The organism is Neisseria sp. 27098_8_158 (genome assembly GCF_041433145.1).
Taxonomy (GTDB): Bacteria; Pseudomonadota; Gammaproteobacteria; order Burkholderiales; family Neisseriaceae; genus Neisseria; species Neisseria subflava_E.
Window position 1 is genome coordinate 437,891 of sequence record NZ_JAPWAZ010000002.1, and the last position, 24,270, is coordinate 462,160.

At 49.8% G+C, this 24,270-nt stretch carries 19 protein-coding genes; 5 read left to right on the top strand and 14 right to left on the bottom strand.

The features are described from left to right. Window positions 1-44: 44 nt before the first annotated feature. Complete coding sequence (locus O3681_RS07680; RefSeq protein ID WP_371459715.1) at window positions 45-797, top strand: class I SAM-dependent methyltransferase; 753 nt, start codon at window positions 45-47, stop codon at window positions 795-797. A gap of 102 nt (window positions 798-899) precedes the next feature. Further along, complete coding sequence (locus tag O3681_RS07685) at window positions 900-1,583, top strand: 2,3-diphosphoglycerate-dependent phosphoglycerate mutase (protein ID WP_049337039.1); 684 nt, start codon at window positions 900-902, stop codon at window positions 1,581-1,583. Window positions 1,584-1,720: 137 nt separating this feature from the next. Here the strand turns inward: O3681_RS07685 and O3681_RS07690 are convergent, their stop codons facing one another. Next, window positions 1,721-2,512, bottom strand: coding sequence for a DsbC family protein (locus O3681_RS07690; RefSeq protein WP_371459662.1), 792 nt, complete (start codon window positions 2,510-2,512; stop codon window positions 1,721-1,723). 135 nt (window positions 2,513-2,647) lie between these two features. Between O3681_RS07690 and O3681_RS07695 the strand changes: the two genes are divergently transcribed. Continuing rightward, complete coding sequence (locus O3681_RS07695) at window positions 2,648-4,837, top strand: primosomal protein N' (RefSeq protein WP_107723711.1); 2,190 nt, start codon at window positions 2,648-2,650, stop codon at window positions 4,835-4,837. A gap of 80 nt (window positions 4,838-4,917) precedes the next feature. Here the strand turns inward: O3681_RS07695 and O3681_RS07700 are convergent, their stop codons facing one another. The 3 genes from O3681_RS07700 to O3681_RS07710 form a co-directional block, all read right to left on the bottom strand. Next, on the bottom strand, window positions 4,918-5,592 hold the full coding sequence (locus tag O3681_RS07700) for a hypothetical protein (RefSeq protein WP_308882091.1): 675 nt from the start codon (window positions 5,590-5,592) through the stop codon (window positions 4,918-4,920). A gap of 335 nt (window positions 5,593-5,927) precedes the next feature. Beyond that, on the bottom strand, window positions 5,928-6,266 hold the full coding sequence (gene erpA, locus O3681_RS07705) for an iron-sulfur cluster insertion protein ErpA (RefSeq protein WP_003680162.1): 339 nt from the start codon (window positions 6,264-6,266) through the stop codon (window positions 5,928-5,930). 132 nt (window positions 6,267-6,398) lie between these two features. Next, entirely contained in the window at window positions 6,399-7,085 is a 687-nt protein-coding gene (locus tag O3681_RS07710) for a helix-turn-helix transcriptional regulator (protein ID WP_070645871.1), read from the bottom strand. 261 nt (window positions 7,086-7,346) lie between these two features. Here O3681_RS07710 and O3681_RS07715 point away from each other — a divergent pair, with 261 nt between their 5' ends. Next, complete coding sequence (locus O3681_RS07715; RefSeq protein WP_003680156.1) at window positions 7,347-7,622, top strand: hypothetical protein; 276 nt, start codon at window positions 7,347-7,349, stop codon at window positions 7,620-7,622. A gap of 75 nt (window positions 7,623-7,697) precedes the next feature. Here the strand turns inward: O3681_RS07715 and argC are convergent, their stop codons facing one another. From argC to O3681_RS07735, 4 genes are all read right to left on the bottom strand, one after another. Then, complete coding sequence (argC, locus tag O3681_RS07720; RefSeq protein WP_371459663.1) at window positions 7,698-8,744, bottom strand: N-acetyl-gamma-glutamyl-phosphate reductase; 1,047 nt, start codon at window positions 8,742-8,744, stop codon at window positions 7,698-7,700. A 383-nt stretch (window positions 8,745-9,127) separates the two neighbouring features. Continuing rightward, on the bottom strand, window positions 9,128-10,831 hold the full coding sequence (locus tag O3681_RS07725; RefSeq protein WP_371459664.1) for an ABC transporter ATP-binding protein/permease: 1,704 nt from the start codon (window positions 10,829-10,831) through the stop codon (window positions 9,128-9,130). 137 nt (window positions 10,832-10,968) lie between these two features. Next, window positions 10,969-13,176 carry a TonB-dependent siderophore receptor gene (locus O3681_RS07730; protein WP_371459665.1) on the bottom strand — a complete coding sequence of 736 codons (2,208 nt, stop codon included), beginning with the start codon at window positions 13,174-13,176 and terminating at the stop codon, window positions 10,969-10,971. A gap of 430 nt (window positions 13,177-13,606) precedes the next feature. After that, window positions 13,607-15,811, bottom strand: a complete 2,205-nt coding sequence (locus tag O3681_RS07735; RefSeq protein ID WP_371459666.1) for a TonB-dependent siderophore receptor — start codon at window positions 15,809-15,811, stop codon at window positions 13,607-13,609. 321 nt (window positions 15,812-16,132) lie between these two features. On the opposite strand from O3681_RS07735, the gene serB reads away from it, so the two are divergent. Continuing rightward, window positions 16,133-16,963: a phosphoserine phosphatase SerB gene (serB, locus tag O3681_RS07740; RefSeq protein ID WP_371459667.1), complete on the top strand. Its 831-nt coding sequence runs from the start codon at window positions 16,133-16,135 to the stop codon at window positions 16,961-16,963. A gap of 71 nt (window positions 16,964-17,034) precedes the next feature. On the opposite strand, the gene lpxH is transcribed toward serB, so the two are convergent. From lpxH to O3681_RS07770, 6 genes are all read right to left on the bottom strand, one after another. After that, window positions 17,035-17,742 (bottom strand): UDP-2,3-diacylglucosamine diphosphatase, encoded by a 708-nt coding sequence (gene lpxH, locus O3681_RS07745; RefSeq protein WP_371459668.1) that lies wholly within the window; start codon window positions 17,740-17,742, stop codon window positions 17,035-17,037. A 156-nt stretch (window positions 17,743-17,898) separates the two neighbouring features. Beyond that, window positions 17,899-19,284 (bottom strand): PIG-L deacetylase family protein, encoded by a 1,386-nt coding sequence (locus O3681_RS07750; RefSeq protein WP_371459669.1) that lies wholly within the window; start codon window positions 19,282-19,284, stop codon window positions 17,899-17,901. Between the two features lie 239 nt (window positions 19,285-19,523). Next, complete coding sequence (aspS, locus tag O3681_RS07755; RefSeq protein ID WP_371459670.1) at window positions 19,524-21,332, bottom strand: aspartate--tRNA ligase; 1,809 nt, start codon at window positions 21,330-21,332, stop codon at window positions 19,524-19,526. Window positions 21,333-21,387: 55 nt separating this feature from the next. Continuing rightward, on the bottom strand, window positions 21,388-21,780 hold the full coding sequence (locus O3681_RS07760) for a hypothetical protein (protein WP_049332338.1): 393 nt from the start codon (window positions 21,778-21,780) through the stop codon (window positions 21,388-21,390). 407 nt (window positions 21,781-22,187) lie between these two features. Beyond that, window positions 22,188-22,868: a DUF502 domain-containing protein gene (locus O3681_RS07765; RefSeq protein ID WP_371459671.1), complete on the bottom strand. Its 681-nt coding sequence runs from the start codon at window positions 22,866-22,868 to the stop codon at window positions 22,188-22,190. A gap of 152 nt (window positions 22,869-23,020) precedes the next feature. Then, window positions 23,021-24,160 carry a phospholipase A gene (locus tag O3681_RS07770; protein WP_371459672.1) on the bottom strand — a complete coding sequence of 380 codons (1,140 nt, stop codon included), beginning with the start codon at window positions 24,158-24,160 and terminating at the stop codon, window positions 23,021-23,023. Window positions 24,161-24,270 lie beyond the last annotated feature (110 nt).

Below are 24,270 nucleotides of genomic sequence, written 5' to 3' on the forward strand. Positions count from 1 at the left end.
TTCAGACGGCCTGAGTTTTCAAGGCCGTCTGAAACATGGGCATCATGTACAAGATTTATTTTGACGAAACCGCATCTGCCGAACTTCGCAGCCTTGCCGAGCCGTTCGGGCTGACCGTTATCGACCGGCAGCCTGAAGAAGACAGTTTCCTTATCGCTGACGAAAGCGGCATCAGCTTGTGCCGCGCAGGTGAAAAAGGCCGTGTCCGCGTTGATTTTGATGGCGGTGCCTCCCATTACCGGCGTACTAAAGGCGGAGGCGAGTTGATTGCCAAAGCCGTCAACCATACTGCGCAACCGACTGTCTGGGACGCTACCGGCGGACTGGGGCGCGACAGCTTCGTGCTTGCCTCGTTGGGTTTGAATGTACAAACTTTTGAACAAAATCCTGCTGTCGCCTGTCTACTTTCAGACGGCCTCAACAGGGCAGGGCAAAGTGAAGAGACACGGGAGATTGCCCAACGCATTACTTTGCATTTCGGCAATTCCGTTGATTTGATGCAGAAATTGGCTACTCAAAACGGCAGACCCGATGTGGTGTACCTCGACCCGATGTATCCGGAGCGTCGCAAAACCGCCGCCGTGAAAAAAGAAATGGCCTATTTCCACGACTTGGTTGGCGTGGCACAAGACGAAGCCGAGTTATTGGATGCGGCATTGAATACCGCCAAAAAACGCATTGTCGTCAAACGCCCGCGCTTGGGCGAATTTCTCGACGGGCGCAAACCTGCTTATCAATACACAGGCAAAAGCACTCGTTTTGACGTTTACCTTCCGATAAGGCCGTCTGAAGACTAGAAGCAAACTTGCAACATATCAAAAGAAACCGCCGGCGTTATCAGCGCGGCGGCAAAGTGTGATATAAATACCTTTTCCCAAACTTCATTGGAGCAAACTATCATGGAATTAGTATTCATCCGTCACGGACAAAGCGAATGGAACGCGAAAAACCTTTTCACCGGCTGGCGCGACGTCAAGCTGAGCGAGCAAGGTTTGGCAGAAGCCGCGGCAGCAGGTAAAAAGCTGAAAGAAAAGGGCTACGAGTTTGACATCGCCTTTACCTCCGTTCTGACCCGTGCCATCAAAACCTGTAACATCGTTTTGGAAGAATCCGACCAACTGTTTGTTCCACAAATCAAATCATGGCGTTTGAACGAGCGCCACTACGGCCAGCTGCAAGGTATGGATAAAAAACAAACCGCAGAAAAATACGGCGACGAGCAAGTCCACATCTGGCGTCGCAGCTACGATACCCTGCCTCCGCTGCTCGATCCTAAAGACCCTAATTCCGCTCACAACGACCGCCGCTACGCCAACCTGCCTAGCGATGTTGTACCTGATGGCGAAAACCTCAAAGTGACCCTCGAGCGCGTCCTGCCTTTCTGGGAAGACCAAATCGCTCCGGCCATCTTGAGCGGCAAACGTGTATTGGTTGCGGCACACGGCAACTCCCTGCGCGCGTTGGCCAAACACATCGAAGGCATTTCCGACGAAGACATCATGGGCTTGGAAATCCCAACAGGTCAGCCGTTGGTGTACAAATTGGATGAAAACCTGAAAGTGATTGAAAAATTCTACCTGTAAGGTAAAGGAAAAAAAGGATGTGTTGGACACGTCCTTTTTTTATATTTGTCTATATCGAGGCCGTCTGAAGGCAGTTGATGGCGGGCGACATGAAAAAAGGACGCGTAAAGCGTCCTTTATGGAGATTAAACCCTGTATTACTGGTTTTTCTCGATGATTTCTTTGAGTTGAGGCATAGGGCTGTAACCGCTTTGGCTGCGGCCGTTAGGAAAGACCAGGGTCGGCGTGCCGTTGAAGCCGAATTGTTCGCCCAATGAAGTGGTTTCAGCAACAGGGTTTTCGCAGTTTGTTTTGCCGCTTGGGAGTTTGCCTTTGCGCATCCAGTCGGTCCATGCTTGGGTCGGATTAGGTTGGCACCACAACAACTCGGCTTTGCGCGCGGCATCAGGGTGCAGGCTTGGAATCGGCATCATGAAGGTGTAAATCGTGATGTCGGTCATTTTTTCAAATTCATGCTCCAAGCGTTTGCAGAACGGGCAGTCCGGATCGGAGAAAACAGCGACTTTCAATTTGCCGTTGCCGCGAACTTCTTTGATGGCTTTGTCCAAAGGCAGCGAAGCGAAGTCAATTTTGTTCAAATCGGCGGCACGTTCTTCAGTCATGCTTTGGCGCGTGTTGACGTTGATGAGGTCGCCAACGAGCATATAGTCGCCTTTGGCGTCGGTATAGATGATTTGTTTGCCGCTGACGACAACTTCATAAATGCCTTTAATCGGTGTTTCACTGACGCTCAAAACTTTCAAATCTTGGGCGGCATAGACTTTTTCCAGACGTGCTTTCAAAGAAGCGGCAACGGATTTGTCGGCAGGCGCTTCCGCTTTGGCAGCCTGTGCAGGCGCCGCGTTGGCGTTGGATACGGCAGGTTGACCGCATGCCAACAAAGGAAGGACGGCAAACGGTGTTAAGATTTTGATTAACTTGGTTTTCATGCGAGAGACTTGCGTGTGTTAAAAGTAAGGTATTGTATCAAACCTCTGTCATGCCTGCATTGTATTGAGGCTCAATTTATCGTCTGAAAATAGCTTTCGGCTGTTAAAATACGAAAAAATGATTTGATTGTTTGTATGTTCTACCACCGTATTGCCGTAAACGTGCCGCTTTCAGACGGCCTTTTGACTTATTCCTATTCCAAGCCGCTTCCTCCGGGAACGCGGGTACTCGTGCCTTTCCGCAATAAAACCGTCGTTGGGATTGTGTGGGAAACGGATATTGCGCCCGATATGGATACGGCGCGGATTTTGAGCGTTCAGACGGCCTTTGTGGAAGAAAAGCCGTTGCCTCAAGGCTGGCGTGATTTGTTGGCGTTTACGTCGCGTTATTACCACTATCCGACCGGGCAGGCAGTATTTACCGCATTGCCGCAGGGTTTGAAGGAAACGCGCGCGGTGGAAATGCCGCAGCCGCCGTTGTTTTACGCTTTGAACGAAGCGGGTAGGGCGCAAACGCCGCCGTCGTCTCGGTTCAACAAAAAAGCGGCTTTGTGGAGCGCGCTGCTGTCGGGCGGGATGACGATGGTGGCGTTGAAGCAGGTGAATGCGCAGGCGGCGAAGTTAATCGAAGATTGGGCGAAGCAGGGTTGGATTGAAACGATGGAAGCGGCAAAGTCCGTTTTAGAGTCGTGCCATGGGCAGGCTTCGCACTCTGAATTTGTGTTGAATGCCGACCAGCAGAAGGCTTCCGATGAAATTCAGACGGCCTTTGGTAAATTTCAGCCGTTTCTGCTGTACGGCATCACCGGCAGCGGCAAGACTGAGGTGTATTTCGATGCGATGGCGAAAGTGTTGGCGCAGGGGCGGCAGGTGTTGTTTCTGTTGCCAGAAATCAATCTCACGCCGCAGCTTTTGAAGCGGGTGGAAAACCGTTTTGCCGACGTGCCGACCGCCGTGTTGCACAGCCAGATGGCGGCAGGCAGGCGCACGCAGGATTATCTGCGTGCCATGTTGGGGCAGGCGAAGCTGGTGATCGGCACGCGGCTGGCGGTGTTCACACCTTTGCCTGATATCGGGCTGATTGTGGTCGATGAGGAACACGACGGCTCGTTCAAACAGGACAACGAATTGCGCTACCATGCCCGTGATTTGGCGGTGTGGCGGGCGAAGCAGAGCGGCTGTCCCATCATATTGGGCAGCGCCACGCCTAGCCTAGAGAGCTGGCACAAGGCGCAAAGCGGCGCGTACTGCCTGCTGCAACTGACCGAGCGCGCCCATGCTTCCGCGCAACTGCCGCAAGTGGATATCCTCAACGTAGGCCGTCTGAAACTCGACAACGGCTTCTCGCCGCAAGCCTTGCAGCTTTTGAAACAGAACTTTGAAGCAGGAGGTATGTCGCTAGTGTACCTCAACCGGCGCGGTTTTGCGCCCGCGCTGTTTTGCGGCGACTGCGGTCATACCTTCGGCTGTCCAAACTGTTCCGCCAAAATGGTGCTGCACCAACGCGCCCGCCAACTGCGCTGCCACCACTGCGACCACCGCGAACCCATTCCGTCCAAATGCCCCGACTGCGGCAACCAAGACCTGACCGCCGTCGGACACGGCACGCAGCGCGTCGAAGAAACACTGCGCACCTTCCTGCCCAAGGCCGCCGTCGTCCGCGTCGATAGGGACAGTACGGCGCACAAAAACGACTGGGCGGATTTGTACCGCCGCATCGCCGACAACGAAATCGACATTCTGATCGGCACGCAGATGCTTGCCAAAGGCCATGATTTTGCGCGGCTCAACCTCGTTATCGTGTTGAACGCCGACGGCAGCCTGTACAGCGCAGACTTTCGCGCGCCGGAAAGGCTGTTCGCCGAGCTGATGCAGGTGTCCGGCAGGGCGGGGCGCGCCGACAAACCCGGCAAGGTGTTGATACAGACCCAACTGCCCGAACATCCCGTCTTCGCCGCCGTTAAAGCGCAGGACTACGCCGTGTTTGCCGAAAACGAATTGAAAGAGCGGCAAATGTTCGCCATGCCGCCTTTCGGTTTTCAGACGGCCGTCCGTGCCGATGCGCCGCGCGTTGCCGATGCGATGGAATTTCTCAACGCCGCCAAAGAAACCCTGGCCCCGCTTTTGCCCGAAAGCGTCTCTCAGTTCGGCGCCGCACCCATGCTGATGGTCCGCCTCGCCGAACGCGAACGCGCGCAAATCTTCCTCGAATCCCCGTCCCGACAGGATTTGCACCGCGCCGTGAGTTTATGGGTGCAAGTGTTGCAGCAAAACCGCGATGGTAAAATCAGATGGTCAGTGGACGTTGATGTGCAAGAGGCTTGATTGAAATGATTCAATCAATAAGGAAATAAAAGGCCGTCTGAAAATCTGTTTTTCAGACGGCCTTGAGTTTTGAAATCAGGTTAGAAGAATTTTGCAGCGATATAGCCGAGTGCAAGCAGACTCAAAACGGCGAATACGATAGCCATTGTAAGCAGAAATTGTGTTTTCTTCCTTGCTGCAAGTGCGGCCAGCTCAGGATTTTGGCCTAACTCTTCGCGTAGTTGGGATTCCAATTCAGCACGGATTTTCTTGCGCAGCTTTTTCTCTTCCTGCTCGCGTTCATATTTGAGCTTGTGGGCAATTTCGGTTTGTTTTTTATGCTCGAAAGAGATTTTTTCCTGCCATTCAATGCGCTTGCGCTGGATGGCCAGCTCATTTTTTTCTGTCAAATCAAAGTGGCAGGTTTTACATTCCTGTGCGTCGAGTTCGTCGATAATCGTCATGCAGACTGGGCATTGGATAGGGTCGGGAGTGTTGACTGCCAACACGGGTTCTTCTTCGACTGCTTCCAACTCCATAGCCTGACGGACGATTACGTCCAAACCCAAATAGCTGAAGTAATGCTGCGCATTTTCGCGCTCGTCTTGGGTACATTTTTCGGCCACAATGGCTTGCGGACGCTCGGCCAAGGCTTGAATCAGGCTCTCGACTTCGTTTTCAGGCAGGTTGTCATACAGGCAGGCATGGATGCGCTCCTTATCCGTGTTCGGCGGATAGGAAACATATACGTCGAAAAATTTTTCTTGTTTGCTCATTGATATCCCATGAATATTTCGACTGCGTCAACCAAATGGGTTGGGCCTGAGGTTTTGTTATTGTGTTTGAGCTGTTTTGGCTTGCGATGCAGGCAAAAACAGAGGCCGCAGTCTTAGGCAGACCGGATAGGAGGTGCCTTTGTGTCGTTAATCGGCTGGACAATGATTTTTTATTTATATGGCAATATGCATGTCCAATGTTATGTCTATTGTAGAGTAAATATTCACGCCCGATATTATTATTATAAGATAAATCCAATATTGTTTAAAATAAATTCACACAAAAGGCCGTCTGAAGATACAGACGGCCTGTTTTTCATGAAGAAACGGATTATTTATACGGAGAAGGACGAGCCGCAACCGCAAGTCGTTTCGGCATTCGGATTGCGGATGACGAATTGAGAACCTTGCAGGCTTTCGGTGTAGTCGATTTCTGCACCAACCAGATATTGGTAGCTCATCGGGTCGACCAAGAACGTCAGGCCGTTTTTCTGGATTTCGAAATCGTCGTCGTTTTTGATTTCATCAAAGGTAAAACCATATTGGAAGCCGGAGCAACCGCCGCCGTTGACGAATACGCGCAATTTCAAATCGGGATTGTTCTCTTCGGCGATCAGGTCGGCAACTTTGGTGCAGCAGCTGTCAGTAAAGATAATAGGGCTTTCGTCTGACATGATGTGATTCCTTTTATATGAATATTTTTACTATTGTCGCGCAAACCGTTAGTCAAGGCAAGTTTGTGCAGACAGGGTCTGCCAGCTTACATGGAGGGCATGGCAGAAATTTCAAGCACCAGTATGTCAGATTTAGATACTTCTGCCAAACCATTCGACACGGCCGATGATGGCAACGTCGTCGGTCGGATTTTTAAAGTCGATTTCAAAAGTAGGGTAGGCTTCGTTGGCAGAAATGACGTTGACGATGCCGCCGGGTATCAATTGCAGGCGTTTGACCAAAAGGTTTTCGTTGAGGCGTAAAACATAGAGGCCGTCGCGCGGCGTGGTTTGTCCGTGATTGATGAGGATGGTGTCGCCATCATTCAGCACGCCTTCCATCGAGTCGCCTTTGACTGAGATAACGGAAAGGTTTTTGATGTCGCGCGTTACATAATTTTCAATCCAATAACGTCGGAACGCCATGGCGAACATCGGCTGTTCGTCGCCGACGAGCTGGCCGTGTCCGGCTGCGGCCTGGATGTCGTAACGCGGTACGAAGACAAATTCGTCTATATCGACTGGGTTGCCCAGTGTGTCGGTTGCTGTGGCTTTTGGGGCTTCGGAATCGGGGAAGGGGGAACCTTCGCCTGTTAAAAGCCAGTCTATGCTGCAGCCTTTAAGTTGTTTGATTTTTTTTAGCGTTTCCGATTTCGGCAGGCCGCCTTCGTTCCAGATACGGCTGAATCCGGCGATGGTCATATCGATGTCGGCGGCGATTTTGGCTTGGCGGGCTTCATCTTTCCATAAGAAAGCTAGGCGGTCTTTAAAGGTATCCATGTTTATGCCTTTATGAAGGTATGTTTTTTATATAGTTTGGACGATTTGAGTGTATTTTACCTTAGTTTTTATAAAATTGTAAGAAAAAAATTACCTAATCTAAGAAAAAGTATTGCACATTCTATTTTTTCTTAGTATTATTCGTTTTGTCTTAGATAAATCGATATTTCTAATTTTCTATTCGATTTTTCTTAGTTTAATTTTATTTGGTTTAGTTTTTCTGATTTAAACCTGCTATATGATTATGATGAGAGGTGTGAAATGACTCGTTCGCGTAAAAATACTTTTTGGGTGCTGCTGGCGTTGGTACTGGGTTTTTTTGCTCTGCCTTTCGGATCTTCGGAGGCGCATGAGGCGGACGGTAATCTGACGGCTTCGGAATGCGAACGCTTGGGCAGCTTGAGTTTGGATCAGATGGACGGCAGGTTGCTGGCTTTTGCCAAAGAATGCGATATGGTGGAGGCTACCCACGATTGGGAGCAACAGTACGGCAACTTGAATGAAGAAGAAATGCTTGCCGGCGTGGTGTATGAGTGATGTTTGCGTATGAATTAATAAAGGCCGTCTGAAAACCATTGTTTCAGACGGCCTTGTGTTTTTAATAAGGATGGCTTAAGGCATCAATGGTGCATTAGTCAGGCCGGTGGTTTCGGACAGGCCGAACATAATGTTCATATTCTGCACGGCTTGACCGGCTGCGCCTTTAACCAAGTTGTCGATGACGGAAAGAACAATCCACACATCGTCTTGATCGGGCGCTTTTTGAACGCTGATACGGCAGAGGTTGGCACCGCGCACACTGCGGGTTTCAGGTGTCGAACCTGAAGGCAAAATATCGACAAAAGGACTGTCGCGGTAGTATTCGCGCAGTAAGGCTTCAGGATCGGTATGTTCTTGCAGGTGCAGATACAGGGTGGCGTGCATGCCGCGTATCATCGGAACAAGGTGTGGCACGAAAATCAGGCCGTCTGAAACATGGTCTTGCAGTCCGGACAGGGTTTGTCGGATTTCAGGCAAATGGCGGTGGCCGCCGACACCATAGGCTTTGAAGTTGTCGCCTGCCTCGCACAATAGGGCGTGGGTGCTGGCTTTGCGACCCGCACCGGAAACACCGGATTTACAGTCGGCAATCAGCGGCGCATTGGCTTTCAGACGGCCAGCCTGAAGCAGCGGCAATAAGGGCAGGGAAACGCAGGTAGGGTAGCAGCCCGGATTGGCCACCAACATGGCTTTGGGGATGTCGTCTTTGTAAAGTTCGCACAAACCATACACTGCTTGGGAAACGAGTTGCGGCGCTGCATGGGTCATTTTGTACCATTTTTCCCATGTGGGGATGTCGCGGATGCGGAAGTCGGCAGACAGGTCAATCACGCGTACGCCTTTTTCCACAAGGGCCGGTGCTTCTTTCATGGCCACGCCGTTGGGTGTGGCGAAGAACACGAGGTCGCAACGGTCAAGTTCGGCATCTTCGGGCGTTTGGAATGCAAGGTCGTAAATGCCGCGAAGGCTGGGAAAGTAGTCGGCAACCGCAATACCGGCTTCGCTTCGGCTGGTGACGGCAGTGACTTCTGCGTTGGGGTGGCTGCTGAGCAGGCGCAACAATTCGACGCCTGTATATCCGGTTGCACCGACAATACCAATTTTAATTTTTGTGGTCATGGTGTGGCTCCTTTGTAGGGGTAACAATGCGTTTGATTATATAGTAATTAATTGCAGTCGGTCAGCGGTGCTTGTGCCAAGCTTTGCAATAGACAGTTAAACAGGCCGTCTGAAATATGGGATTAACGACATCATGGAGAGGATTTCAGACGGCCTGAGCGTTTGGAAAACGCAGTTTGCGGTTCGATTTGTTTGTTGATTTGTGGTGGGTGTTTCGTCTTTATCCTATTCATACAAACATAAAATAAAAACGCAAAAAAATGCCCCCGGGTTGGAGAACCGGAGGCAAGTATCCAAGGAGTAGCTCTCATCAATAAGAACTAGTTACTTGGTACTATATCTCTTGTTAGGATTGAAAGCAAGCGTTTTGCACATTTTAACATTTAAATAATTTTTTCATTCAAATTCAGTGAGCTATCAAACAGGGCTTTAATCTTGGGTTGGTGGCTGATGCCGATGACCAAAGTATCGGGCAAATGTTGCTTGAGGGTCTGCATTAACATCAGGGCTGATTCATCATCGAGCTGGTTGGTGGCTTCATCTAGGAACAGGATTTGCGGTTTGTGCAGCAGTGCGCGTGCAAGGCTGAGGCGTTGCTGTTCGCCGCCGGAAAGGATGCCGTGCCATTCGTATGAAGTGTCCAAATCGGTCATCAACGTGTGCAACCTACCCGTGGGGCTGCTTAAGCCGACTTGTTCCAAAACGGTTTGAATCAAATGGTCGTCTTGGCAGGCCGCATAGGGATAGCTGACAGTTTGACGCAATGTGTCCGCAGGCAGGTAAGGGCGTTGCGGGAAGAACAGGCGGCTGCCTTCAAGGGAAAAACTGCCGTGATAATACGGCCATAAACCGGCAAGCACGCGAAGCAGCGTGGATTTTCCGATGCCGCTTTTGCCTTCGAGCAATAGCCATTCAGGGGCATGGGCTTCAAGGCTGATGCCGGAGAGCAGGGGGATGCCGGTTTGGGTGTGGATGGTAAGGTTTTGCAGGACTGCCTTGCCGCGATGATGCGGCAAATCTGTTTGGTGTGACTGAAGGGAGGGGCTTTTTTGTTCTGCTTGTTCTAAGGCCGTCTGAAAACCGGAAAGCCGCTCGATGACTGCCGCCCATTCAATCAGGCGGCGGTATGCGTCAGTAAACCAGCCGAAACTGTCTTGAACGCGGGCAAACGATGTGCGCGTCTGCATCATGTCGCCGAAGGTCATGGTTTTGGCGAGGTACATGGGCAGGGTGGCGAGAATGGGGATGAAGATGCTGATGCGCACATAGGTCGCCCAGAAGGTTTCTTGGCGGAATTCGCAGTTGGTCAGCCGTCGCCAGTTGTCGCGGATGCGTAGATAACGCTGTTTCAGACGGCCTGTTTCGGCTTCGCCGCCGTTGTAGAAGGCGATTTGTTCGGCATGGTCGCGTACACGTAAAAGGGCTGCGCGGTAGTCGGCTTCGCGGTGCTGGCGGTCGATATTGAGGTTTTTCAGTTTGCGGCCGACAAGGTGGGCGATGACGGTGCTGAAGATGGAATAAATCAGTGCAACCCAAACAAGGTAGCCGTGTATGGTGATGTTGTGTCCGCCGATGTTGAAGGTCTGCACGCCGGAGAGTGTCCACAATACGGCAACGAACGCACTGAATTTGGCAATATTATTGATGAAGGAGCGAAAGAGGCTGATGCTTTTGTCGGCAAGGAGGTAGATGTCTTCGGCGATACGTTGGTCGGGGTTGTCCGGTTCGCCTGTCAGGCGCAGGCGGTAGTGTTTGTGGCCTTCGAGCCAGTTTTTTTGAAATTGATCGGTCAGATGGGTGCGCCAACGGAAGATGAGGCGTTTTTGCAGCCAGTCGCCGCAGACGATGCAGCCGATAATCATCGCCATGTAGCCGAGGTATTCAACGATGAGCGTGGGCATGGATGCGCCGTCAAACGCGGCCAGCGCGTCGTAGAAGCGTTTGTCCCATGCGGCAATCCAAACGCTGATGGTGATGGAGAATAGGGTAAACCCTATCAAAACGGCGAGCATCAGCCATTGGAGGCGACCGTGTGCTCCTGACCAAAAAGGGCGGGCAAGGTAAAAGAATTTTTTGAGCGTATTCATAATGAATGCTTGTGAATGTGCGTGATAGGCCGTCTGAAAACAGAATTTGGTTTTCAGACGGCCTTGTTTATAAGCAATGATTGGTTTTTATATGCTTTTGAAGAGTAGAGGAAAATCTACTTTCGGTTTGCCGCTATTTACATCTTCCACTTCAGGCTGAACACGGCGTTGCGTGGTTCGCCGTAGAAGTTGCCACTGTTTAAGCCGCGGCTGTATTGGTTTTCGTAGTAGCGTTTGTCGGTCAGGTTGTTGACTGCCAGCCCCAGTTGCAGGTTTTTGCTCGGGCGGTATTGGACGTTGGTGTTCCAAATGGTGTAGCCGCCTTGCTTGAGTGAGCCGGAAGAATTAGCGGTTTTGCTGCTGCTCTTCAAGCCAAGACCGACTGTCCATTTGCCGTCATCCACCGGCAGGATATAGCTGGTGTAGAGGCGGAACATATGCTTCGGCGTATGGCTGCTGAAGTTGTAGCCTTTTCGGCGCGATTCAACATTGCCGGTAACGCTGCTGCGGTTGGTGCTGCGGTTGAAGGTGTAGCCTGCGTAAACTTGCCAACGGTCGCTCAGGCTGCCGGAGATTTCGGCGTCCAAGCCGCGGCTGCTTTGGTTGAGCGATTCCCAGTAGGCGTGCGGTTTGGCATTGACGCGTTGATTGTTGTTGTCTTTGTCGGTTCGGTAGAGGGCGACCGAGGTGTTCAGACGGCCTTCGTTCCATTCGCCTTTCCAGCCGAGTTCGTAGTTGCGTCCCATAATCGGCGGCAGCAGGTTGTCGTTGTAGTCGCGGTTCATTGTTTGTTTAAAGATGGACGTATAGGCGGCGTAAATACTTTGTTTAGGCGTGATATCGTAAGTGATGCCGGCATAAGGAACGAAGCGGTTGCGTTTGAGCGAGTCTGATGAACCTGCTACCCCGTCTTTGAGGTCGCGATCCCAATAGTAGTCGCGTTTCCAGCTGGTATAGCGTCCGCCTGCGATGATGTGCAGTTTGTCGGTAGGATTGATGCGCGCGCCCAAACCAAAGGCATGGGTAGTATAACGGCCGTCGCCGCCACGGGCTTTGGCTGTGGCAGAATCCCAATCGGGTTTGGCTTTCTCGCTGCCGTTAAAGGTATCTGCGTCATAGTTGCTGCTGTCGTTGAGCCAGCGGTTGCTTGAATTCACGTTCTCTTTGGAATAACTGTGCATGAAGAAGAGGTCGTGATTTTGGCCGAAAGCGAAGATGCGGCCGGTCAGGTTGTTTTGGAAAGTAAACTGGCGGTTGCCTGCATCGTAACGGTCGAAGCTGTATGTGGTCCCCAGGCCGTCTGTACCGATGCCGTTACCTGTGCCGCCCAGCGTGTAATATTCTTTTGAACTGGTGTTCTTGCGCCAGTCCAGTTTGCTGCTCAGTTTCCAGTTGTCGTTGAAATAATGTTCTAATTCGGCAAAAAGATTGTATTTTTTCAGGCGGGCTTCGTTCCAATCCGCACCTAGATAGCGGCTGCGTTTCCACTCTTTGCCGTCTGCACGCATCGGCAGGCCGTCGGGGTCGGGTGTTTCAGTTTGGTTGAGATAGCTTGCGCCCCAGGTAAGTTTGCTGTTGTCGCCGATGTCTTTGTCCATCACGCCGTAAAGCAGGATGTCGCGGCCGCCGGATTGGTCTTTGAAGGTTTTGTTACTGCCAACCGAGCCAACAAAGCGTCCACGCAGGCCGTGCTCTTGGCTTAAGGTACCGGATGCATCAAAGACGCTGTTTACTTTGCCCCATGAGTTTGCCATCAAATCGGCGGAAAGCTGGCGTTTTGCAGTCGGTTTTTTGCGGACGGCGTTTACCGTGCCGCCGGGTTCGTTGTTTGCCTGTGTCAAACCTGCCGCACCGCGCACTACTTCAATGTGGTCGTACATTGCCATATCGGTTGCACTGGTCGGGTCGCCGGCCGGGCCACCTAAGCCGAATCCGCCGGGTGAGCCGAGTTGAGTGGCAATACCGTCTTCTTCAAACTGTTCGATAAAATAGCCGCGCGACATGAAATGCGTGCGTCCGCCGCTTTTGAAAACATTGATGCCGGTAGCGTTTTGCAACGCACCTTCTAAGTCGATGATGCCTTGGTCTTCAATTTGTTTTTTAGTAATGACGCTGACGGATTGGGGAATTTCCCGCGGAGAGAGAACCAGCCCTGTGGTTGAGCGCAGGGCGGATACGGTGTAGCTGTTTTGACTTTCAGTGCGCAGGCTTTTGTTTTTACCCACTACGGTAACTTGTTCCACTTCAGCCTGTTGTACCTCTTCGGCAGCTTGTGCGGCTTGGGGCAATGCGGCAAGGCAGAGAGCAAGTGTGCTCAGTTTGAATAGTTTCTCAGAATGATGCATTTGATGAGGTCCTTGATAAAGAAAGATCTGTTTGTTTTTAAATATTGGCGGCAATATCTGTTTAAATTGAGCAGTTATTTTTTATAATCCGTTTTGTTTTAAAAATTAAATTTAAATCTCCGAATCATTTTATTTGATTCAATTTCGATTTTGCCAAACCATCGGGTCAAAAAAAGGTTGCCGCCGGAAAGGGAGCCGTTGGCAACGAATGGAGGTGGTAATGCAATGAAAGCTAGATACAAAGGGTAGTATCAAACTAGCTATAAATAACTATATCGAGACGGTGAAAAAAATCAACAGGAATTTTTTTCGGTTGAGAAAATTTTTTAGACTGTTTGCTTTATATCAAGATTTAAAAAAAGGTTTGATTGGAAAAGGCCGTCTGAAAACGGAAAGAATCGGTTTCAGACGGCCTTTGAATCAAGTGGGATTAGAACTTGTAATCGACTTTGAACATGACGTTGCGCGGTTGGCCATAAATATTGTTAATGCCCATTGTGCGAATACGGTGGTTTTCATAGTAGCGGCGGTTGCCCAAATTGCTGCCGATCAAACTGAGGTTGAGATTTTTGGTCGGTGTGTAATGAACATCGGCATTCCAAAGCAGGTAGCCGCCTTGGCCTACATTCCACAAACTGTTGGTTTTGCTTTGTACGGTCATGCCGCCGCCGATGGTCCATTTACGGTCGGTAAAGGGGAGGCGGTAGCTGGTGTACAGGCGGAACATATGTTTGGGCGTATGTTTGCTGAAGTTTGTGCCGATGGGGTAACGCGCCCCTTCACTTTCTTTATATTTGCTCATATTGAAAGCGTAGTTTGCCGATATTTTCCAATCTTCGGTGAGGTCGCCGGAGAGTTCGGCTTCAAAGCCGCGGCTTTGAACTTTGCCAATGGCCTGATATGCCCATTCGCCCATAGCGTTGCGTTTATCTAAATCATACGGACGGTTTTTTTGAATGATTTGGTAGAGGGCAAACGAGCTGTTGAGCCTGCCGTTGCCGAACCAGTCGGATTTGAAGCCGATTTCGGTATTGGTACCGGTAATCGGGTTCAGGAGGTTGTTGTCCATATCGCGGTTGGTCTGCGGTTTTTTGATTTGGGTGTAGTTGGCATAGATGCTGTGGTTTTTGTCGACATCGAATGTAATGCCCAAGTAAGGGACAAGGCTGGATTTTCGGTATTCGGACAGTTTTCCTGTTTTGCGGTTGTCGAAGTCGTATACCCAGTGTGTGTAACGCAATGCGCCCAAAATGTGGAGTTTGTGCCAAGGGGTAAAGAGAACGCCTGTCGATACGGCATGGTTGGTGATGGTACGTTCGGTATCGGTATAGTTGGCGTTGCCGCTTGTCCAATCGGTGCGCGCCACGCTCTTCCAGTCGTAATCGAAAATATTGTATTCGTTAGAGGTACGGACTTTCCATAGGTTGTAGGAGCTGTTGTTTTCCCGTGAATAAGTGTAGTTGGCAAATGCCTGCTGTTCGTTGCCTAAGGCTTGGAATTTGCCGGATACGCCGGTTTGGAAGGCAAATTGTTTGCCGGTATTGTCGTATTTTTGGATGTTGTCGGTTGCACCGGTAAAAATACCGTTCTGTCCGATGCCAGCGAACCTGCCGCCTGTATTGGCTGCGGTGGCGAAGTTTTGGGCGGATGAAGAACGGTTGTAGTTGAGCTTGCTGCTCCATTTCCAATTGTCGTTGATTTGATGGTCGAATTCGGCAAAGACATTGCGTTTGTAAAAGCGGATTTGATTCCATTCCGCGCCCAGATAGGTATCTCTCGGAAGGTTAAGGTCAAAGCCATTGCCCATCGGTACGCCGTAAAAATCGGGTGTTTCTTCGGTGCGTTGGTACAGGCCGCCAAGTGTGGCTTTGCTGTTCTCGCCGATATCGGCCTCTAAAATCCCGTACAGCATTTGACCTTTGGTTGGGTTTTTGTCTTGGAAAGTTTTATTGCGTGTCAGGCTGGAAACCAAACGGCCGCGGACGCTGTGACTGCTGTTTAAACTGCCCGATACGTCGCCGATCAGGCTTGCTGCGCCGAAACGGTCGGCCATAAAACTTAAGGTTGCCTGCGTATTGGCGGTCGGACGTTTACGTACGGCATTGATTGTGCCGCCGGGTTCGCTGTTGGATTGGGTCAGGCCAGTCGGACCGCGGACAACTTCGATATGGTCGTAGATGGCCAGATTGCTCATGCTTTGAGGGTCGTTGTACGGGTTGCCGGACGAACCTGCAACGGTAGTGGATAAGCCGTCTTCTTCAATTTGATCGATGTAAAAGCCGCGCGACTGATAACGCCAACGGCCGGAATCGGGAATCACGTTGATGCCGGTTGTGGTTTTTAAGGCTTGTTCCATATTGGTCATGCCTTGGTTATCCAGCTGCGTTTTGGTAATCACGCTTACCGACTGCGGCGTTTCTTTCGGAGACAAGGCAAGCCCGGTGGTGGTGCGCATGGCAGAGGTGGTGTAAGAGTCGCGGTTTTCGGTGCGGGTGGAACGGTTTTTGCCGGTTACATTGACGGTTTGCAGCTCGGCAGTTTGTTCTGGCCGGGGTGTTGCAGTGTTTTCTGCTAAGGCTGCATAAGGCAGAGTGGCAATAATGAGTGCTAATGTTTTAAGGGCTGGGGCGTTCATGAACGTCTTTCTATAATTAAAATTTAATCGAACCAAAATAAGAATAATTATATTTTACGATAATTTTGTTGTTTTGTAATTTAAGAACAAGGTTTTGAGGTTTTTTAGCGGATTTATGTTGTTTCTATGGTTTTTGAAGGTGTTTTTGAAATTAAACTAGCTAAGGGAATCAAGCGACAGGCCGTCTGAAAATTTTCGGGGTGGTTCGGCTATAATGCTGTTTTGGTTTTTTATGGCCTTTGCAAAAATACGGTTTTGTTGTTTTAAGCTGAATGTGTACCCGATATGTTTGCAAAGGTTTTGGGGTATGAGGAGAATGAGATGAAGAAAGTTTTGGTGTTGCAACATGGAGATTTGGGCGCTTGCGACTGGTCGGCGTTTGGCGGTTTGGTGTCTGCGTCATCAGGGAAGTCGGTATTGCGTGTGCCGGTTGATGATGATTTTGAATTGACGGACGAGATGCGGGCTGCGTTGATTGCGCAGCAGATAGATGGCGCGGTGTTGCCGGATGTGGCTTTTGCTGATTTGGGGCTGATTGTCAGCGATATGGATTCGACGCTGATTACGATTGAGTGTGTGGATGAGATTGCGGCCGGTGTTGGGCTGAAGGATGAGGTGGCGGCGATTACGGAGCAGTCGATGCGCGGCGAGCTGGACTTTGAGCAGTCTTTGCGTAAGCGTGTGGCTTTGCTGGCCGGTTTGGACGAGTGCGTGTTGGAAGAGGTGTACGAGAATGTGTTGCAGCTGTCGCCGGGCGCGGAATTTTTGTTGGAAGCGTGTAAACGGAATGATGTGAAGTTTATGCTGGTGTCGGGCGGATTTACGTTCTTTACGGAACGTCTGCAACGGCGTTTGGGCTTGGATTTCCATTTTGCGAATGTGTTGGAAGTGGAAAACGGCAAGCTGACAGGCCGTCTGAAAGGGCGGATTATCGATGCGCAGGCTAAGACGGATTTGTTGCGTGAATACCGTGAGCGTCTGGGTTTGGCTCCATGGCAGGTGGTGGCGATGGGAGATGGTGCGAACGATATTCCGATGATACGGGAGGCGGGATTCGGCATTGCTTATCGGGCGAAACCGAAAACTGAGGCGAATGCGGATGCGTGTGTGCGCTTTGGTGGTTTGGAGCAGATACGCGGTTGGTTTGCGTAAACCGATTGAGGATATTTGTCAGTCAGGCCGTCTGAACAATCGGGAAACCGGTTTTCAGACGGCCTGATGTTTTATAAGGCGATAAAACGGTAGCCTTCGGCATCGACTTCGAGAATGGAGGCGTAATTGTCGCGCCAGTCACCGAGTACGATGCGAGTGTAGCCGGCGTTGCGATGGATGTTTTCGCGGTGGGTATGGCCGTGGATGAGCAGGGGCGTGTGGAAGCGTTGGACGGTTTCGTGGGTAAAGGCCGGATTGACGTCCATGATGTCGGCGGTTTTGTGTTGCTTGTCCTGTTTGCTCTGTTTACGGATTTTGGTGGCGATGTTCAGTCGGAGTGTGAGCGGCAGGAGCAGGAACAGGCGTTGCAGCCATTTTTGATGGACGGTGCGGCGGAATTTTTGATAAGAATGGTCGTCGGTGCAGAGGGTGTCGCCGTGACAGAGCAGGGTGGGTGTGCCGAACAGGTCGATAACGGCATACTCGGGCAGTAAGGTTATGCCGGTATCGCGGGCGAAGGTTTTGCCGATGAGAAAGTCGCGGTTGCCATGGATAAAATAGCAGGCAATGCCGCGCTCGGTCAGGCTGTGGATGGTTTGTTTGATGGTTTGAACCAAAGGGCTGTTTTCGTCATCCCCGACCCAAAAATCGAAAAGGTCGCCGAGGATATACACGGCTTGGGCATGAACGGCTTTTTCTTGGATAAATTTCTGGAAGTGTGCGGTCAGTTGAGGATGGGATTCGCTCAGGTGCAAATCGGCGATGAAGTAAATCGGCATGATGATGTGGGACGTGTGGGAAGAGTTTTATTATAACTTGGGTTGTCGCGTTTGGATTTGGGCTTGGTGTTTTTCGTTTGTAATGCGGTGATTTTATTGTTTTGATTTGGTGTGATAAAGGCCGTCTGAAACATCTTTTCAGACGGCCTTTGTGGTTTATTGGGCTTTGCCCTGATAAGTGATTTGTTTCAGCGTATCTTCTTGGTACAAGTCGCTGATGGGGACGGTATAGAAGAATTCGTTGCTGCGGACGAAGCGGTTGACCAAGTCTTTGTCGAGATGGAGGACGTGGTGTCGCAGTTTGTTTAGGCCTTTGAATATCATGGTGCTCCAACGCATATAGCCGTCTGAATTAGGACGGATGTCGTTCATGGCATCAAGGGCGAGAAGTTTGCGGTTTTGCTCTTCTTTATCCAAGGGATGGGAATAGATGCTTTGGAAGTAAAACGGTTGCTCGGAGGGCGGCGGCAGGCTGAGGGAAGAACCTACTTTGCCGATAGGAAAGTCGTCGCTCAGATAATGTATGGTGTGTAAAAACAGATTGCCGCGGCGGTAATCGATTTTACGCAGGGCTTCGATGGCGGCCAGCGCAGTATGTTGGTGGTCGGGATGCGCATCGATATTGGGGGATGGCGTCACGATAACATCCGGCTGGAACGTTTCTATCAGATAGCCAAGGTTGTCCACCAAGCTGTTCCAAGTCGAGCCGGGCTTGAGGTGTTTCGCCAATGAGGAGGTATTGGCACGGCGGAAAATGTCGACGTCGGTCGTATCGATTTTGGTCGATTTAATCTCTTTTTCCGGATTTTGGCGCATGGCGGTCAATGTGCTGTCGAAGTAGCCCAGTTGCAGGATGTTTTCAGACGGCACGCCGGCCAAAAGGGGAACGGTCAGGCTGTTCCAAACGCGCATTCTGCCTTTTTGCAGATATTGTGCTTGAGTATCGCAGTCGCACGTGCTATAAAGGTTGCCATAGTGGAAGCTGCCACCTTCGCTGGCGGTTAAGGTGCAGATCATTGAATTGGCGGCGTGTTTTTCATACAAACCGTATGCACTTAATTCGGCATCGTCAGCATGAGGTGCGAGGACAAGGATTTTTTTGCCGTCGAGGTTTTCTCGCGGATAAACAGAGAGTTCGATTTCTTGATCGGACAAGGTTAGGTATTTGCCTTCCAAGCGGATGGTTTTGTCGCTGTCGGAGAAGGTGTCGCTCAGATTGATATAGCGCACGCCTTTTGCGCCGTATTCGAAATATTGCTTCCATTTGCCCTTAGATGAAATGGTTTCAACAAAAGGCAATACCAGCAATCCTGCCCAAGTGGATTTGATACGGATTTTGGCAATAACGGTATCTTGCCCGCTGATAGTGGCAGGTAAAGTCAGGCTGCCACCCTTGAGGGTAGTATGCGCGGTAGAGGGGAGGGAGGGATAGTTATAGTCTTGGTGTGTGTTATAGGCAAACTGTTTTTTGTGAATAATTGAAGTAATAATAAACAACAAAATAAAAAAAGTCAGTATCAGCCCCGTCAGTATCAGAAACATTGTTTGGTTCCTTTATTGTTGTAACAGTCATGATAGTGCTTGTGGAGCTTATTTGTTTGTTTTTCTTACAAACGGTTGTTTTTTATACTCTAACGTCATTAAAGTGAACGTTTAAAATAAAACAGTTTATGAGTTGATTATATATAAACGACTAAAATACAGAAAGGCCGTCTGAAAAATTTGAAAGAAATTTCAAAAATTTCAGACGGCCTTGATATTTTAAAGGTTAAGCCGATAAATTACGCTTCTTTTGTTTCAACTGCTTTCTGACGCAGACGCAGGCTCAATTCGCGAAGTTGTTTGTCGTCGACCACATTAGGTGCATTGGTCAGCAGACATTGTGCACGTTGTGTTTTCGGGAAGGCAATCACATCGCGGATGGATTCGGCACCGGTCATCAGCGTTACCAGACGGTCGAGGCCGAATGCAAGGCCGCCGTGAGGAGGCGCACCGAATTTCAGGTTGTCCAAGAGGAAGCCGAATTTCTCTTGTTGCTCTTCAGGGCTGATTTTCAGCGCGGCAAACACTTTCTCTTGTACGTCTGCACGGTGGATACGGATAGAGCCACCGCCGATTTCCCAGCCGTTCAATACCATATCGTAGGCACGGGCCAGGCAGTTTGCAGGGTCGGAGACCATCAGGTCTTCATGACCTTCTTTAGGCGCCGTAAACGGATGGTGTACGGCAACGTAGCGGTCGGCTTCTTCGTCGTATTCGAACATTGGGAAATCGACAACCCACAAAGGCTTCCATTCGTCTACGAAGTAGCCGTTGTCTTTGCCGTGTTCCAAGCCGACTTTGATACGCAATGCGCCGATGGCTTCGTTCACGACTTTGGTTTTGTCCGCACCGAAGAAGATGATGTCGCCGTTTTGTGCGCCGGTACGCTCGATGATTTCTTTCAGGGCGTTTTCGGACAGGAATTTCACGATTGGAGATTGCAGGCCGCTGTCTTCGCCGTTGGAAAGGTTGCTGATATCGTTTACTTTGATGTATGCCAGACCTTTCGCGCCGTAGATGCCGACAAATTTAGTATATTCGTCGATTTCTTTGCGGCTGAATTTCGCGCCGTTAGGCACGCGCAGAGCGACTACGCGGCCGCCTTTCATGTCGGCTGCACCACGGAAGACTTTGAATTCTTCGGTCTTCATTAGGTCGGTCAACTCGGTGAATTTCAAGTTGATGCGCATATCCGGTTTGTCAGAGCCGTAGTAGAACATGGCTTCAGAATAAGGCATGCGTGGGAAGTCGCCCAAATCTACGTTCAAAGCATCTTTGAAGACTTGTTTGGCCATGCCTTCGGTGATGTCCATGATTTCATCCTCGTTCAAGAACGAGGTTTCCAAGTCGATTTGGGTAAATTCAGGTTGACGGTCGGCACGCAAATCTTCGTCACGGAAACATTTGGTGATTTGGTAGTAACGGTCGAAACCGGCAACCATCAACAGTTGTTTAAACAATTGTGGAGATTGCGGCAGAGCGAAGAATTCGCCCGGATGAACGCGGCTTGGTACGAGGTAGTCGCGTGCGCCTTCTGGAGTGGAGCGGGTCAGCATCGGTGTTTCAATGTCGATGAAGCCTTGCGCGTCCAAGTAGCGGCGAACGCCCATAGCGACTTGGTAACGCAGGCGCAGGTTGCGTTGCATGGTAGGACGGCGCAAGTCGATAACGCGGTTGGTCAGGCGAACGTTTTCGCTGATGTTTTCATCGTCGATTTGGAACGGAGGCGTAGCGGCAGCGTTCAAGACTTCGATTTCTTTGGCAAGGATTTCGATTTTGCCGGAAATCATTTTGTCGTTGGTTGTACCTTCAGGACGGTTGCGTACGCGGCCGGTAATGCTCAAAACGTATTCGTTGCGGGAAGAGTCGGCAGCGGCAAATGCTTCCGGAGTGTCAGGGTCGATAACGACTTGAACGATGCCTTCGCGGTCGCGCAGGTCAATAAAAATCACACCGCCGTGGTCGCGTCGGCGGTGTACCCAGCCTTTGACGGTAACGGTTTGGTCTAAGTATTGCTCGCTGATAAGGCCGCAATAGTTGGTACGCATATTATTTCCTTGTTTATATATTGAAGTGTTTAATTTATAACTAAGAAATTGGTAATTATGGTGTCCAACCAATTTCTGTAATTTGAATCACATTTTTAATTTTTTTAAAGCCTACTTCCATTCCTGAGTTTTCGGCTTCGGGATAAGTCTGTGCTACAAACACATGATTCTTATTTTTCCAATTAATATTAATTTCTACTTCATTTCTAGAAGTTTTATATCGACGATTTTTATTTGGAAGAACGTTTGGGGCCTCGCCTAGATTTTGAGTTAGATTGCGATATTCTTGATAAGCTTCATTTATAGATGATCCATGATAAGTACAATTCCTTTTCCAACCCTCTGTTACATTAATGGGTATGATTTTTTTGCATGAAAGCTCCCCTGATGAAAATGCTAGTGAGCTATATGTAGCTAGAAAAATAATAGATAGTATTTCCCGTTTCATGATTATCCCTGTGAGTAAAATGTGAGGAGATTTATTTACGGATTAGTGCTGTGGTAATGATATTGGCATGGTTGTGTGAGTCATTCTCTTTGCCTTGTGTAACCATGCTTAAAGTATTTCCTAAATATCTTTGAAATTAAATATGCAGGGGGCTATTCCAGTTACTGCGCAGTTCTCCGCTTTATAATAACTACGTTTCCAAAAATTCGCAAAATTACTATTACATTCAATCATATTTAGATACTTCTAGTAAGTTCGCAGTCTGTGTAGGTTGTCAGTCATCATGAATTAGTAAGTGCGAGCTTTGTGGTAATTCCTTAGTGGTTATATTTTTTGGGATAGGCTAAATATTATGATTAATGGATATTTATGCATTATTCTGTTGTTAAGAATTTGATTAATAAGTGCTATAAACTATCAGTTTTTTTATCTTGGATGGTTTTAATTTGTATTTCATCCGGCATCACCATGCCCAGTGAAATCACATATTTCAATGCCTGATCCACACTCATGTCCAGCTCGCGAACGTCGCTTTTTTTAACCATGATGTAATAGCCGCCGGTCGGGTTGGGCGTGGTTGGGACGTAAACGGAAATATAGTCGTCGTCTTGCGGCAGGCTGCCTTTGAGTTTGTCGGGGATATGGCCGGAAACAAAGGCTATCGTCCAAATGCCCGGTTGCGGAAAGGGAACCAGTACGGGGGTTTTGAACGAGCGGCTGCTGTCGGAGAGCAGGGATTCGGAAACTTTTTTAACGCTGGAGTAGATGGATTTGACGACGGGAATCCGACCCAAAAGGCTGTCCCATGCGCCGAGAATCCGTCTGCCCAATACGTTGGCGGCGAATACACCGGTAACGAACAAGACGACTGTGGCGGCGACGATGCCCAAGCCGGGAATGTTGAACCCCCAGAAATGCTGGGGCTGCCAGCTTTCTGGTAATAGGTTGATTAGTCTGTCGGTGGCGGAGATGATATAGCTCATCGCCCAGATGGTTACGGCAATCGGCAACCAAACCAGTACGCCTGTAATTAGGTATTTCTTTAAAGCCTTGGCGATTTTTCCGCTTTCGGCTGCGGCTTCTGTCATCTTTGTTTCATTCCGGCAAGTTTTGCCCAAACTTTGCATTATACGCGTTTGGACGCTAGGAAACGAGTATTTTAAACGAATGGCTTGTTTTGTTTTATTGTTTCAGACGACCGCCTTGATTGCAAAGGCCGTCTGAAACAATATGGGGTCATTTAGATGCCGTCCCAGTCGTTGAACATCAGGCCGAAGCCGATGCCGTTTTGTTTGTGGTTGTAGTCAATCAAGCTTTCGCCGTAGCCGTGGAAGCCGCGGACAACGCCTTTGAGTTTGCCTTTGATGGGGAAGGTATAAGCAGCTTCAACGGCACCACGTCCGCTTTTCGGGTTGTAACGCAGGACGGAATAAACATTTTGTTTGTCATTGAGGCGGTATTGGACTTTCAAGTCGCCGTAGCCCATGTATTTGTTGATGTCCGGATTGTCGTCGTCCTCTCCTTTTTGGTCGAAGGCGCGCATCCAAACCCTGGGAATGACGGTCAGCTTGCCCCATTCCATGCCTGCCATGGCGTAAACCCGGTTCCATGAGCGTGATTCGGGGCGGCTTTGACCGTTGGATTGGTGAACAAAACCTGCGCCAACCATACGCAGTTTGCCGCCGAAAGGCAGGTCTGCTTTAACGGGTTGGGTAATGAAGATTTCGGGCTCGTAGTCGGTATTGCGGAACGGAGCGGATTTGCGGCCTTGGTTGAAGATTTGCCAGTCGGATTTTTGGGTGTAGCCAAACCATACGTCGGCACGGGTTTTGAATAAATCTTCGGCAATCTTGCTTTTGAAGGAAACCTGCATTTTGGTTTCTAGGCGTTTTTGCTCGCTGAATTTTTCCTGTGTGGTTACGCCGCGGCTGGGGGATTCCGGGTAATAGTTGGGGCTGCTGTTGTACCAAACTGGCATGAGGTACATAGGGTTGTGCTCGCGTACGCTCAACAGGCCGCGTGTGTCGTTTTTATCCAAATCGTACATCAGGCTTAAAGGTGTGTAGCTGTCGGCAGTTTCGCTTAATACGTCGTCTGAAATATTCGGATGGGTAGGGTTGTCGAATACGATGGCCGCTTCTTTTTTCTCGATGCTCTTGCGCACGCTTTTTTCGAGGTCAACTGGTGTTTTGACGGTTTCGGTTTGCGCTTGCGGCAGTGGGGATTGAGGGGGAAGTTGCGCCGAGTAGATGTTGTCGTAACACGCCAAACGGGTGGCGTTGTCTTGAATGGTGGTGCAGTGTAGGGCGGTATCGGCGGCAGCCAGTGGGGCGGCGACAATGAATCCGATACTTAGGGAATGTTTCAACATCTTGTTCATGAGAGTTTCCGTTGTTTTTCAGACGGCCTGATGAAAGGGTAAATGGTTTTATTCAGTCGGTTTGGGCGGTGAATACGGCAATGCCCCTGAAAGGCAGGACCTCAGGGGCA